The organism is Fulvivirga sp. AWR4_260, assembly GCF_056158185.1.
The window spans coordinates 950972-965649 of record NZ_JBSWSU010000001.1 but is presented as its reverse complement, the minus strand read 5'-3'; the positions used below and the strand labels follow the sequence as shown (position 1 = coordinate 965649).

11 protein-coding genes are annotated in these 14678 nt (G+C 36.8%); 10 read left to right on the top strand and 1 reads right to left on the bottom strand.

Annotated elements, in window-relative coordinates; all coding sequences use genetic code 11:
• Positions 1–11: 11 nt before the first annotated feature.
• Entirely contained in the window at positions 12–2009 is a 1998-nt protein-coding gene (locus tag ACXACQ_RS04115) for a CHU_0125 family OmpA-like outer membrane integrity protein (RefSeq protein WP_474974658.1), read from the top strand.
• Between the two features lie 40 nt (positions 2010–2049).
• On the opposite strand, the gene ACXACQ_RS04110 is transcribed toward ACXACQ_RS04115, so the two are convergent.
• On the bottom strand, positions 2050–3285 hold the full coding sequence (locus tag ACXACQ_RS04110) for a PepSY-associated TM helix domain-containing protein (RefSeq protein ID WP_474974657.1): 1236 nt from the start codon (positions 3283–3285) through the stop codon (positions 2050–2052).
• A gap of 277 nt (positions 3286–3562) precedes the next feature.
• On the opposite strand from ACXACQ_RS04110, the gene ACXACQ_RS04105 reads away from it, so the two are divergent.
• The 9 genes from ACXACQ_RS04105 (at position 3563) to acpP (ending at position 14440) form a co-directional block, all read left to right on the top strand.
• The gene (locus ACXACQ_RS04105) at positions 3563–4729 is read left to right on the top strand and encodes an AIR synthase related protein (RefSeq protein ID WP_474974656.1); all 1167 of its coding nucleotides are present in this window, start codon (positions 3563–3565) and stop codon (positions 4727–4729) included.
• A gap of 2 nt (positions 4730–4731) precedes the next feature.
• Positions 4732–6621 carry a M1 family metallopeptidase gene (locus ACXACQ_RS04100; protein WP_474974655.1) on the top strand — a complete coding sequence of 630 codons (1890 nt, stop codon included), beginning with the start codon at positions 4732–4734 and terminating at the stop codon, positions 6619–6621.
• Positions 6622–6627: 6 nt separating this feature from the next.
• Entirely contained in the window at positions 6628–7125 is a 498-nt protein-coding gene (gene tpx / locus ACXACQ_RS04095) for a thiol peroxidase (protein WP_474974654.1), read from the top strand.
• A 117-nt stretch (positions 7126–7242) separates the two neighbouring features.
• Positions 7243–7701, top strand: a complete 459-nt coding sequence (locus ACXACQ_RS04090) for a GbsR/MarR family transcriptional regulator (RefSeq protein WP_474974653.1) — start codon at positions 7243–7245, stop codon at positions 7699–7701.
• Between the two features lie 141 nt (positions 7702–7842).
• On the top strand, positions 7843–9177 hold the full coding sequence (locus tag ACXACQ_RS04085; protein WP_474974652.1) for a TolC family protein: 1335 nt from the start codon (positions 7843–7845) through the stop codon (positions 9175–9177).
• Between the two features lie 22 nt (positions 9178–9199).
• Positions 9200–10360 (top strand): efflux RND transporter periplasmic adaptor subunit, encoded by a 1161-nt coding sequence (locus ACXACQ_RS04080; RefSeq protein WP_474974651.1) that lies wholly within the window; start codon positions 9200–9202, stop codon positions 10358–10360.
• Between the two features lie 24 nt (positions 10361–10384).
• Positions 10385–13567 (top strand): efflux RND transporter permease subunit, encoded by a 3183-nt coding sequence (locus tag ACXACQ_RS04075; protein ID WP_474974650.1) that lies wholly within the window; start codon positions 10385–10387, stop codon positions 13565–13567.
• 10 nt (positions 13568–13577) lie between these two features.
• Positions 13578–14186, top strand: a complete 609-nt coding sequence (locus ACXACQ_RS04070) for a TetR/AcrR family transcriptional regulator (RefSeq protein WP_474974649.1) — start codon at positions 13578–13580, stop codon at positions 14184–14186.
• The gene (acpP, locus tag ACXACQ_RS04065) at positions 14183–14440 is read left to right on the top strand and encodes an acyl carrier protein (RefSeq protein ID WP_474974648.1); all 258 of its coding nucleotides are present in this window, start codon (positions 14183–14185) and stop codon (positions 14438–14440) included. The genes ACXACQ_RS04070 and acpP overlap by 4 nt, the downstream gene beginning before the upstream one ends.
• Positions 14441–14678 lie beyond the last annotated feature (238 nt).

Genomic DNA, 14678 nt, shown 5'->3' with positions numbered 1-14678 from the left:
AGTATAATTGGATGAGTGCTACGTCTAAAGTTTTAGTCATATTTTTTTCTACTATTCTGGTCTCCTGTAGTCTTAATAAAAAAGCTTCAAAGACCTTTGGCAGAGGTGAATTTCAAAGCTCCATTGAGTTTTATAATAAGGTATTGCAAAAGGAACCCAATAATGGGGAGGCTAATTTTTTTGTAGCCGAATCTTATCGGCAATCAAATAGAAATAAAGAAGCTGAGGCATACTATGAAAAGGCTATTAATGCTGGATATAACAATGATTCGCTGCGACTTTTTTATGCGTTTTCATTGAAAAGTAATGGAAAATATGCCAAAGCCAAGCAACAGGTAGAGGCATTTCTGGCTAATAATATTGAAGATGAATATTATAAAGAGTGGGGTGAGGAGGAATTAAACAACCTTAACGAGCTTGACAGAATTAGGTCGGAGAAAAGTTATTACCGAGTTAAAAACCTTGGTGAAGTAAATACCAAGGCTGCCGAATATTCACCAGTATATAGTGATGGTGTTTTGTACTTCACCAGTACACGTGGTGATACTAAAATATATAACGCTACAGGCACGCCTTTTTCTAATCTTTTTAAAGTAAAAACCCAAGGAGCTAATGTGGATATGAATACATTAACTGGTTTGGGAGACTTAATTAATAATGATGATATTAATGAAGGTTGTATTGCCTTAAGTCCAGATGGGAAAACGATGGTGTTTGGTAGGGGTAATTCTGGTAAGAAAAAAGGAACTGCAGATGTGAACCTTTATATTACAAGTTACAGAGATGGTACTTGGTCTGAGCCAAGAATGATGAATATAAATAATCCGGGCTACTGGGACAGTACTCCTACTTTTAGTGCCGATGGAAAAACATTGTATTTTGCATCTAATCGTCCAGGAGGGTATGGAGGTACAGATATTTATTCTGCCAGACAAAACTCAAGAGGTCGTTTTTATAGGGTAACGAATCTTGGCCCTTCTATAAATACTGCCGGAAATGAAATGTTTCCTTTTATTTCAGATGAAGGATATATGTACTTTTCTAGTGATGGCCACCCAGGATTTGGAGGATTAGATCTTTTTGTTGCTAAAAGAAAGAAAGGTAAAACTTCTATAGAAAATTTGGCTGAGCCAATGAATTCTAAGGCAGACGATTTTGGTTTGTTCTTATTTAAGGCTGACAGAGGATTCTTCTCTTCTAACAGAGAAGATGGTAGAGGTGATGATGACATATATACTTTCGTTAATGAAGATCCTGATTTAAAAATTGTTAATTATTATTTGGCTGGTGTAACCAAAACTAGGGGTGAAAACGATGATCTAATTGTGTTGCCAAGTGTAGAGGTTAAGCTATTAGATTCTGAAGGGTTAGAGCTTGATGTGGCTAATAGCAATGAAAAGGGCGAGTTTCTTTTTAGAGTTTATGAAGATGAGGTTTATAATTTAGTGGCAGATAAAAGCAACGGCCAAGAGAGGTATTTGATTACACGTCAGGGTTTTTCTACTATGGGGCGGTCTGTGGATAGAGATACATTAACAAATCTTGTTACTAATATAAAGTTTGATACTACTATCGTATTAGAGAAGATAGAAAAGAACAAAATATTTGTTTTGGAGAATATCTATTATGACTTAGATAAAGCTGATATTAGAGAAGATGCCGCAAAAGAATTAGATAAATTAGTAACCATATTAAACGATAACCCTGAATTGGTGATTGAGTTAAGTTCACATACCGATGCCCGCCAATCAGATGAGTATAACCTGCTATTATCTCAAAGAAGAGCCAAGGCGGCTGTCGATTATTTGGTGTCACAAGGTATAGATAACAGTAGGCTTACGGCCAAAGGCTACGGTGAGTCTAAATTATTAATACCTGATGCTCAGACAGAAGAAGAACATCAGGTAAACAGAAGAACAGAGTTTAAGATACTAGAGGTTGGAGAAAAGAAGAAGCCAAGTTCTGATGATTATGACGATCGGTTCTTTGATGATGATTCTGACTTTTAAAAATACATGAAAAAGGAGGTTAATATTTAACCTCCTTTTTTTATGATGTAGTTTCTTCTATTTTTTGCTTTCTAATAACTGGTTTTACTTTAGGTTTCGCCATTGATTTTGCTGGCCGTTTTACATGCTCTTTTTTAATGTCTAAGGCCTCTTTGTTTCTTCTGCCAAGCCAAATCATAAAGCCAGTTACAGGCAGGGAAGCGCATAGTAAACTGGCAATGAAGGCGAGAATTTTTCCTGGTAAGCCTAATATTGCACCTACATGTATGTCATAATTTGCAGTAATAACCTGCTCGCCAAAGTTCTTATCTGAGTGAGTTCTTTTGTGTAATTCTTCTCCTGTATATTGGTCGAACTGAAATTGATGAGTCTTGTAATAGAGACCTGGTACTATGCCCACATTAGCATAAATAACCCCTTCCTTAGTAGTGGCTTTGCTTAAGCTTACTCTAGCAGCATTTGGGTATTGCTGGTTTAGCTGAGATAAAACTTTGTCTATAGCTACTACTGATTTATTGCTCTGGGTGGTATCTGAAGCTACAGTTACTTGTGGTGGGGGTGTAATAGTGCCTGCGGTAGCCACATATACTAAACCTTTAAACCATGTAAATGCCCAAACCATCCCTGTAAAGGCTATGATCAGAGCAATAAAAGAAATGTAAAACCCTAACACATTGTGTAGGTCATAATTGGTCCGCTTCCAATTGGAGGAGAGTTTTAGTGTAAACCTTTGCTTTCTTCCTGCTTTATTTTTTGGCCACCAAAGTATAATACCTGTAATTAATAAAAAGACAAAAATGAAAGTACTCCACCCCACTATAGGTTGGCCGTATGGAGTGTTTAATAATAAGCTCCAATGTATTGATTTTATAATGGCAAAAAATTCATGCTCACTGTCAATTATGCCATTTACCCCTCCAGTATAAGGATTAATATAAACCGTACGATAATCATCTACAGCATCAAAATATGTGATGCCATCTTCATTTCCCTTGTATGTGTAAAACATCCAAGCCTTATCGGGCTGGTTATAAGCTATGCCTTGTAAGATAGGGCTATCCTCCCCTAGTGCCTTTTGCGCTATCTCATGTACTTCGCTAAAAGGTAGCTTTTGGTTTTCTTGTGGAATTACATAGACCAAATCATGATGTACCCATTCGAATATTTCTTTACTAAAAACATATATACAGCCAGTAACACTCACTATGAATACGATAATTCCTGAAGCTAGTCCTAGCCATAGGTGGAGTTTTCCGCTTATTTTTTTGAAAGTCATAATGTGCGTGGCGTTTTGAGGATTGTGGCCGATTGATTGGTTTTGTTTATTTTCATGCTTTAGGGAGTCTGAATGTATATTATCTAAATCATTCAAAACGTGTTATTTAGAATAGATTTAAATAAATACAAACATAATATTGCGTTTTCATTGATCCAATATTTATTAAGATTAATTTTAAATAGTTAAAGTCGAATGCAGATAAGTAATGTTAACTTTACTATTCTGATAGCACCACATTTATTACTTTTGTGTAATTCTTACAATAATTGAAATTATGAGCGATCGCTATGCACAGAGAGGAGTTTCTGCCTCCAAAGAAGATGTACACAATGCAATTAAAAATATTGATAAAGGGCTGTACCCTAAGGCATTTTGTAAAATAGTAGAAGATTATTTAGGCAAAGATGCTGCATATTGTAACATCATGCATGCTGATGGTGCAGGTACTAAATCTTCTTTAGCTTACTTGTATTGGAAAGAAACCGGAGACATGTCGGTATGGAAGGGCATTGCGCAAGATGCTATCATTATGAATATTGATGACCTCATATGTGTAGGGGCATTAAATAATATTTTGCTTTCTTCTACTATAGGCAGAAATAAGAATTTAATTCCTGGAGAGGTAATAGCGGCTCTCATAAATGGTACTGAAGAAGTACTCCAAATGTTAAGAGACAATGGTGTGGATATCATTAGTACTGGTGGAGAAACTGCTGACCTAGGTGATTTGGTAAGAACAGTGGTGGTGGACAGTACCGTTACAGCAAGAATTAAGCGTTCTGAAGTTATTGATAATAGTAACATACAGCCGGGAGATGTAATTGTAGGCTTGGCTTCTTACGGGCAGGCTTCATATGAAGATGAGTATAATGGCGGAATGGGCTCTAATGGGCTTACATCTGCCAGACATGATGTTTTTAATAAAATATATGCGGAGAAATACCCAGAAAGTTTTGACCCTGATGTACCTTCTGATTTGGTTTTTAGTGGGAAATACAAATTAACTGATACCATTGAAGATGCTCCTATAGATATGGGGAAATTGGTATTATCACCAACTAGAACTTATGCCCCCGTAATGGCTGAAGTTTTTAAAGAGCTAAGGTCAGAAATTCATGGTATGGTGCATTGTAGTGGAGGAGCACAAACGAAAGTGTTACATTTTGTAGACGATGTTCACGTAATAAAGGATAACCTGTTTGATGTCCCTCCGCTGTTTAGAGTTATACATGAAGAAAGCGGTACGGATTGGAAAGAAATGTATAAGGTTTTTAACATGGGACACCGCTTAGAGGTTTATCTTAATGAAGCCCATGCTCAAACCATTATAGATATAGCTTCTAAGTATAATATCGATGCTAAAATAATTGGTCGTGTAGAAGCCGCTGAGCAAAAACAGGTGACCATTAAATCGGATAAAGGAGTATTTAACTATCAATAAATATGTGTAAAAATTTAATAAAGCTTCTAAGCCTTGTATTGATACTAACAGCATGTAGTAATGATAAAAAGGTGGAAGAAGTAGTAGTTGAAGATATGAAAATTGAAGACCCGCATTCATATGCGCAACCCTCAGAGTCTAAGGTTACTCACTTGGATTGGCATGCTACAGTAAACTTTGATAGCACTGTTATTACAGCTAAAGCTTCATTGAGCTTGGAAAATGCTGAAGATGCGAAAAAGGTAATTTTAGATATAAAAGACCTTAACATAGAAAAAGTAACTATAGGTGCCAATACAGAAAAAGAAGCGAAGTATACTATTGGGGCTGCCGATGAAATATTGGGTGCGCCTTTAGAAATTGAAATTACTTCTGAGGTAAAAACAGTTAATATTTATTATACCACTTCACCACAAGCAGAAGCGCTTCAGTGGTTAAGTCCTTCGCAGACTAGCGGAAAAGAAACGCCTTTCCTTTTCACTCAGTCAGAGGCAATTTTAGCACGTACTTGGGTGCCTATTCAGGATTCTCCATCAGTACGCTTTACTTATACTGCTGAGGTAAAAGTACCAGCCAATTTATTGGCATTAATGAGTGCGAGAAATCCTCAGAAAAAAAATAAGGATGGAATCTATCACTTTAAAATGGAGCAGGCTATACCTTCTTACTTGCTGGCTTTATCTGTAGGAGATTTGGTCTTTGAACCCATCGGAGATAGAACAGGTGTATATGCAGAGCCATCAGTAATAGATGCTGCCAAATATGAGTTTGGTGAACTAGAAGAAATGGTAGGTGCTGCGGAAGAGTTATATGGACCGTATCAATGGGGGCGTTATGATATTTTAGTTTTACCTCCTAGTTTTCCTTTTGGAGGAATGGAAAATCCTAGGCTTACATTCGCTACACCAACAATATTGGCAGGAGATAGATCTTTGACTTCTTTGGTGGCTCATGAGTTGGCGCATAGCTGGTCTGGTAACCTGGTTACAAATGCTACCTGGAGCGACTTTTGGCTCAACGAGGGTTTCACTGTTTATTTTGAACACAGGATAATGGAAAAGTTATACGGTGAAGATTATTCGGAAATGTTAGCCACCTTAGCCGCTCAGGATCTAAAAAAGGAAATTAGTGAAATGACTAATTCCGGTAATGAAAATGATACAAAACTTAAGCTTGACTTAATTGGTCGCAACCCTGATGATGGTGTTACGTCTATAGCTTATGACAAAGGATATTTGTTCTTAAGGTATCTGGAGGATAAAGCCGGAAGAGAAAAATTTGATAAATTCTTAAAAGGCTATTTCTCTCGTAATGCTTTTACCTCTATGACTACAGATGAGTTTGTAAAACAGTTAGATGAATATTTGATTAACAAAGAACGCATTAACATGGGCTCTGTTAAAATAAATGAATGGATTCATCAGCCTGGTTTACCAGACGATGCAGTAATGCCGCAGTCTGATAGATTTGCCGGAGTAGATAAAGAGGTGCAGAAATTAATGGGAGGTACGCCTGCAACCAAGCTTGATACCACAGAATGGACTACGCATGAATGGTTACATTTTGTACGTTCTATACCAGATACATTAACCCTGGAGCGTGTAGCTGAAGTAGATAAAACTTTTGGATTAACTGATACAGGTAACTCCGAAATTATTGCTGCTTGGCTTGAATTGGCTATTGATAGAGGGTATCATGCGGCTGATGAAAGGTTGGAAGACTTCTTGATTCATACAGGAAGAAGAAAGTTTTTGCAACCACTTTATAAGGCCATGCTAGATAAGGGAGAAAAAGAAAGGGCACTTGACATTTATATGAAGGCCAGCCCTAATTATCATTTTGTGGCTACAAATACAATTGATAAAATGCTTGACTATAAACCAACAAACTAAATAAAGATGGCAACAGTATTATTAAAAGGCAACCCTATGACTACAGTTGGGGACCTGCCTAAAGTAGGAGAAAGTGCACCAGATTTTAAACTTACTAAACCTGATCTATCACAAGTTTCATTGGCCGATTTTAAAGGTAAGAGAGTTGTATTAAATATTTTTCCTAGCATTGATACATCTACATGTGCTACTTCTGTGCGCAAGTTTAATGAAAGAGCGGCTGCACTTGAAAATACGGTAGTATTATGTATTTCTAAAGATTTGCCATTTGCGCATAGCAGATTTTGTGGTGCCGAAGGAATTGAAAATGTGATCAGTTTATCAGATTTCAGAAACCCGGAGTTTGCTAATGATTATGGTGTCTTAATTGAAGAAGGGGCGTTAGCTGGCTTGCATGCGCGTTCTGTAGTTACTATTGATGAAAACGGAAAAGTAACACACACTGAATTAGTAAATGAAACAGCAGATGAGCCTAATTATGAGGCAGCCATCAGTGCGCTATAACATTATATAATAAGGAGATATACCGGAAAACTTTCCGGTATATTTTTATATTATTTGGTTCTCTTTTTGCGGAACTAAATGAACTTATTAACTTTGTTAAATATTAAAATAAAAGATATGTTGACTGAAGAGCAAAAACTTCTGGTGGAAAAGGTGGGGTGTTTACATGAAGCAGAGGGGCTGTCTCCAGCTGTATCAAGAGTATTAGGACTATTAATAGTTTCTGATCGTATAGAATTATCTTTTGATGAAATACGAGAAACGCTTCAATTGAGCAAAAGTGCTACGAGTAATGCTATAAACATGGGCATTAAACTCGATAAAGTAGAATATATTACAAAGCCTGGTGATAGGAAACGTTATTTCAAATCTAAAATAGATTCTTGGAGAGAAAATTTAACAGACTATTATAAAAAAAAGCAGCGCTTTGCATCTGTGCTTTGCGAGATTTCTAACCAGCGACCTTCTGAAACTCAAAATTTTAACGATGAAATTAAATCGTTAGCCAGCTTCTTAGATTATTTCGATGAGCAGGTACCTCGCCTATATGAAGAGTGGAAAGCTAAAACTAAATAATTTTTTTTACGTTTTGGTTTTCTATATACAGAACTAACTAGTACTGTATGGTTCATTGTAACCAAAAATGAAACACCACGTTTATAACAATTTATATAAAATCAAGTCAAACAACCCTTAACACAGTTTAATTTATTTAGCATGAGAATAGTTTACGGCCTCGCAGGCTTAATGATAATGCTGATCCCAATACGTACGCATGCGCAAGAGCTTACACCGGGAACAGAAGTTTCATTAGAGCAATGTATTGAGTATGCTATGCAAAATCAGCCCGCGCTTAAGCAAGTGGAAGTGGCTGAGGAGATAGCACAAAAAGATGTGGACATTAGGTTAGCAAGTTGGTTGCCCCAAATTAATGGTACTGCCAATGTCATTGATAACTTAAAACGTCCTACAAATATTCTGCAAATAGGAGATTCTACAGCTACGTTAGTATCTGGAGCGGAATATACCTCCACATTAGGGGTTTCTGTAAATCAAGTGATTTTTAGTAACGATGTATTATTAGCAGCAAATACAGCTTCGGAATACAAAAGACAAGCCCAACAGAATACCGAACAAGCAAAAATTGATGTGGTAGTTAACGTTAGTAAGGCTTATTACCAAGTGCTTACTACTAAACAGCAAATTGAAGTATTAGATCAAACCATAGAAAGGTTAGAGAAGAATTTTAAAGATGCTAAAAATAGATATCAGGTAGGTGTTTCTGATAAAATAGATTATAGCAGAGCTGAAATTTCTCTCAATAATACTAAAGCGCAAAGAAAAGGAGCTATTGAGACTTATAAAACTCAAAAAGCTATGCTTAAGCAGTACATGGGGTATCCTATTGATGAAGAGTTGACCATTGCTAATGATGTAACAGAAATGGAAACAGAATCTTTACTTGACACTACCTCTGAGCACAGTTATGCTAACCGCATTGAGTATCAGTTGATCCAAACACAAAAGCAGCTGACTAAAGCTTCTATCAGTTATTATAAGAAAGGTATAATACCTACCCTATCTGCTTATTATAATTATAACTGGGTATTTCAAAATAATGAATTTTCGGAACTATATAGCATGGATTACCCTAACTCAGCGATTGGCTTGCAGTTATCAGTACCAATTTTTACGGGTTTAAGAAGAACTAGAAATATTCAAAAATCCAAATTACAATTTAAACAATTAGAGCTACAAGAGCAGAATTTACAAAGCCAGATCAACACGCAATATGTGCAAGCACTGGGTACTTATAAAAGTAACCTAGAGCAGCTACAAGCAAGTAGAGCCAATTATGATATTGCTGATGATGTTTATAATACTGTTAAGCTACAGTATAATGAAGGAATAAAGGCTTATTTGGAAGTGATAGTGGCGGAGTCTGATTTAAGAACTTCTCAGCTCAATTATTTAAATGCATTGCTTAATGTACTTTCTAGTAAACTAGATGTGCAAAAAGCAGCAGGTACAATCAATATAACTCAATATTAAAACATACTTGAATTTAACAACGATGAATAAAATATTCAACCTATTAGCAGTGACATCTATAGTAGTGATGTCATGTGGTAAGCAGGAACAACAACAACAGCAAGGAGGACAAGCTGTGCCTGTGTCTACGACAAAGGTAAGCGAAAGCCCAGCTGTTTATTTTGATAAATACCCAGGTACAGTAAATGCACTACAAAAAGTAGATATTAGAAGTGAAGTAAGTGGCTACGTAAGAGCTATTTCATTCGATGAAGGTGAAGTAGTAAAGAAAGGCGCTAAGCTTTATACCATAGATCAAAGCAAATATTTAGCGGCTCGTAATCAAGCTGCGGCTAATTTAAAAGTGGCTGAAGCTAACTATAACCAAGCTAAGTTGGATGCTGATAGATATGTAGCACTTGGTGAGAAAGACGCTATTGCTAAGCAGCAGGTTGACATGGCTAAAACTGATTTGGAAAACACAAAACAGCAAATTGCAGCCGCTAAGGCAGCTTTAGAAAGAGCTCAAACTGACCTTAATTACTCTACTATTAATGCACCATTTAGCGGTATTATTGGTATTTCTGACGTTAGACTTGGGGCATATGTAGTAGCAGGGCAAACTTTGCTTAACACCATTTCTTCTTTTGACCCAATGGGGGTTGATTTCGAGATTAGCGAAACAGAAATAAAAAGATATTTGAAGTTAAAAGAGAATAAAACCGTTCTTGAAGATTCAAGCATTTATATTACTCTTCCAGACAAATCTAAATATGAGTACCCTGGTAAATTGGCTATCATAGACAGAGGTATTAACTCTCAAACTGGTACTATAAAAGTAAGACTATCATTTAAAAACGATGATGAAATTTTACGTGATGGTATGAGTGTAATAGTGCATGTGAAAAACGATAATTCTGGAAATCGTATCATTATTCCTCATAAAGCAGTGATTGAGCAGATGGGTGAATTCTTTGTGTATACTGTAGAAGAAGGAAAAGCTAAGCAGGTGAAAATAACTACAGGTAAAGAATTAGGAGACAAAATTATTGTAACAAAAGGATTACAGTCAGGCCAAGAAATAGTTGTAGATGGAATCCAAAGATTAAGAGATGGTATGCCAGTACAAGCTTCTTCAGGTCAAAATGCTGGTAGCAAACCTCAGCAGGCTCCTGCTAAAGCGAAACAAGGGGAAGCTAAGTAATAACCTTAATTCAAAGAAATTCGAATGATAGCAAATACTTTTATAAATCGACCTATTACGGCCATAGTAACCTCTATAGTTCTTGTACTTGTGGGGGTGTTGGCCATAATGAATTTGCCGATTGGTCAATATCCGGACATTACGCCTCCAGTAGTACAGATTTCTGGTAACTACACTGGTGCTGATGCCCAAACGGTAGAACAAACAGTGGCTACTCCTATTGAAACTCAAATCAATGGTGTACCCGGTATGAAATATTTAAGTTCAACAAGTGCAAGTGATGGTTCTATCACTATTGATGTAACTTTTGAACTTGGTACTAATGTGGATATTGCAGCCCTTGATGTACAAAACAGGCTAAGTGTGGCCATGCCAATGCTTCCTTCTGAGGTGCAAAGACAGGGTTTGACAGTGAGAAAAAGAAACCCTTCTATTCTCATGGTGCAAACTTTATATTCTCCAAAAGGTACTCACGATGCTGAGTTTTTAGATAACTATAATAACATCTATATCAAAGATGCATTGTCTCGTGTAGAGGGTGTGGGAGATGTTACCAGTGTGGGCTCTGATTTCTCCATGAGAATTTGGTTAAAGCCTGATAAACTGGCTCAGTTGAATATGAGTACTTCTGAGGTTACTGCAGCTATTCAAGAGCAAAACGTTCAGGTGGCGGCTGGTGCGGTAGGTGCTGCGCCTCAAACCAATAAACAAACTTTTGAGCTTACAGTATTCGTAGATGGTCGTTTAAATACGCCTGAAGATTTTGAAAATATTATTATCAAAACCAATCCGCAGGATGGATCTATTGTATACCTTAAAGATGTAGCGAGAATTGAGCTAGGTAAATTTAATTATGCAGGTAACAGGTATGTAGATAGCCACCAAGCAGGTTTCCTTTTGGTTTATCAGGCACCGGGTAGTAATGCACTTGCTACCGCTGAAGGTATCTATGAGAAGTTAGATCAGTTGAAAAAAACTTTCCCTGCAGATGTAGACTATGTAATTCCGTTTGAATCTGTAAGCGTAGTAGACATATCTATTGAAGAGGTGATTCATACTTTTGTAGAAGCCCTAATACTCGTAACTATAGTGGTATTCTTATTCCTCCAAAACTGGAGAGCTACGGTAATACCTATGATTGCAGTTCCGGTTTCGATTATCGCCACGTTTATATTCTTTATTCCGTTAGGATTTACTATTAATACACTTACTTTATTTGGTTTCGTACTCGCTATCGGTATTGTGGTGGATGATGCCATTGTGGTGGTAGAATCCGTTCAGCATTATATGGATGAGTTGAAACTAGATGCCAAGGCTGCCACTAAACGTGCAATGGCAGATATCTCAGCTCCTGTTGTGGCCATTGCTTTGGTACTTGCTGCGGTATTTGTGCCAGTAGGCTTTATTCCAGGAATCACAGGACAGCTTTATCAGCAGTTTGCAATAACTATTGCTATCTCTGTATTGCTTTCTGCATTTGTGGCCTTATCACTTACTCCGGCATTATGTGCATTATTCTTAAAGCCAACGGAGATCAACGAAGACTCTAAAGGATTAAATAAGCTATTCTTTAAATTTAATACTTGGTTCTACAGAACTACTGATAAATATGGTTCTGGTGTACAGAAGAGTATTAAGAATTCAAGATTGGCCATTATACTTTTGATCTGTGTGTTTGTAGGAACTTACTTCATGTTCATGAAGAAATCTACCGGTTTCATTCCTCAAGAAGATGAAGGTCGTTTCTATGTAACGTTTACTTTACCTGAAGCAAGTTCTATTAGTAGAACAGAGGCCGTGCTTGATAAAATTATGGCAGCCTTAGATAGCACTGAAAATGTGCAGCACTATGCCGCTATTAGTGGACTAAACGTAGTATCGTTTGCCCGTAAGTCAAACAGTGGTGCGTTGTTCGTGTCATTGAAGCCTTGGGCGGAGCGTAAGAATGAAGAAGATCAGCTTCAAGGTGTATTGGCAGATTTAAATCAGAAATTCTCTTCTATTAAAGAGGCCAATGTTTTAACCATTGCTCCTCCTGCCATTCCAGGTTTAGGACGTACAGGTGGTTTTAGTTTCATTCTTGAGCAAAGGGAGAGTAATGATAATATTCAGCAGTTTGCTGCTACCGCTATGAAGTTTATGATGGCGGCTAACCAGAGGCCTGAAATTGGTATGGCTTATACCTTCTTCAATGCAAGTACACCAGGTGTGGATTTGGATATTGATAGAGAGAAGGCTAAAAAGATGGGTGTAAGTTTAACAGAGATATTCGGAACACTGCAAACTTACCTTGGTAGCCGTTATGTTAATGACTTCACTCTTTATGATAGAAACTTTAGGGTGGTAACACAGGCGGATAGTACTTACCGTGGTAGTATTGATGATCTCAACAAGTATTATGTTCGTAATATGAGAGGTGAAATGTTACCGTTATCTACGTTCATTAGTCACAAGCCTATTGAAACAGCAGCGGTAATTAACCACTATAACCTGTACCGTTCGGCAGAGTTTAATGGTAGCCCTGCTCCTGGTTATAGTAGTGGTGAGGCTATTCAAGCTTTAAGAGAGGTAGCGGCAGAGGTATTGCCTACAGGTTATAATTATGAATTTAGTGGTCTATCTCAGGAAGAGATTGCTTCAGGAGATAGCACTATTTATATATTTGCGTTATCAATTGTATTTGTATTCTTATTCCTTGCAGCACTTTATGAGAGCTGGTCTGTACCGTTCTCGGTATTGTTATCTGTGCCAGTAGGTGCACTAGGTGCCATAGCAACATTGCTATTGTTACCATCGTTAACTAATAACATCTACGCTCAAATTGGTTTGATTACCTTGATTGGTTTGGCAGCTAAAAACGCTATTCTGATTGTGGAATTTGCCAAAGAACGTGTAGAAGCAGGTATGGAAATAGTAACTGCTACAGTTGAGGCTGTGAAGCTTAGGTTAAGGCCTATTATAATGACATCGCTGGCATTCATTCTCGGTGTGTTACCATTAGCATTCTCATCAGGAGCCGGAGCTTCTGCCAGAAATACTATTGGATGGACCGTATTTGGAGGTATGACCGTAGCTACATTATTAGGTATTTTCTTAGTACCGGTATTGTATGTAGTAATTACTAAATTAGCATACGGTAAAAAAGGATTGCAGAAGCTGATGGATGAGAATGATCCTGAAGAATATCACAAAAAACACCTCCATTAATTAATTATTAATGAGAGAAAATATTAAGTCTGCAGCTCTTAGGTTGTTTTTAAAGTTTGGCCCTAAAAGGACAACTATTGATGACATTACCTTGGAGCTGCAAACTTCTAAAAAAGTATTTTACGAATACTTTACGAATAAGGAAGAGCTTATTAAAGAAATATTTGATGAGGTAATGGAAGATACTAAAAACTACCTTGAAGATATTTCTAATAATCATCAAGACCAGCTAATGTGTCTTTTGCTATGGCAGTTTTCCTTTTATTCGTACCTGAGAAAATATAGTTCATCTTGTATTTATGAGCTGAATAAATATTATCAGGATATAGTAAGTGACTATAGGCTTTTTAGAGAAGATGTGGTGCTTAAAAACTTGCTTTGTCAGGCCAATGATGCTAAAGAGCAAGGTATTTTGAGGTCGGATATTAATCTTAAAGTTTTTATAGAAACACAGTTATATAGTTTAGAAGGACTTATTCTTGGAAATTTTAATGTGGTGAGCGAAGAAGAACAATTAGATTATGCTAATCACATTATTATAAATAATATTAGAGGGGCGGTTTCAGAAAATTGTATTATGCATTTTGAAAGCTGCTTATCAAAAATTAGAAAGTTATGACAGGGGAAAAACAAGCACTTTTTGATAAAGTGAAAAGCATTTTAGTGGACGTAGGTATTGAGCCTAGTGAGGTTACACTTGACGCCAACTTATCAAAAGATTTAGGATTAGATTCTTTAGATTTGGCAGATTTGGTGATGAGGTTGGAAGTAGAATATGGTGTACAGGTGCCTGATACTGATGCTGAAACGCTTAGATCTGTAGAAAATGTTGTAAATTACCTTGAAGAAACGCTAACCCAAAAGCAGGATTAGTTTAGTTCAAAATTACTCAGTGAAGCTTCTGCATAAGCTTTATGAGTTGTATATGTGTGAACTGCTCCACCCTTAAAAGTGGAGCAGTTATTTTTTATACCTTCCCCATTTTACTTTAACGTGCTCCTCATGCACATACAGGCAGCGGTGTTAATTCTATAACATGCTTAATCTCTAAAATGATAAGGCTTATTTATCATTTATATTCACCATTAACACATTAACTTTGCTCCACTAT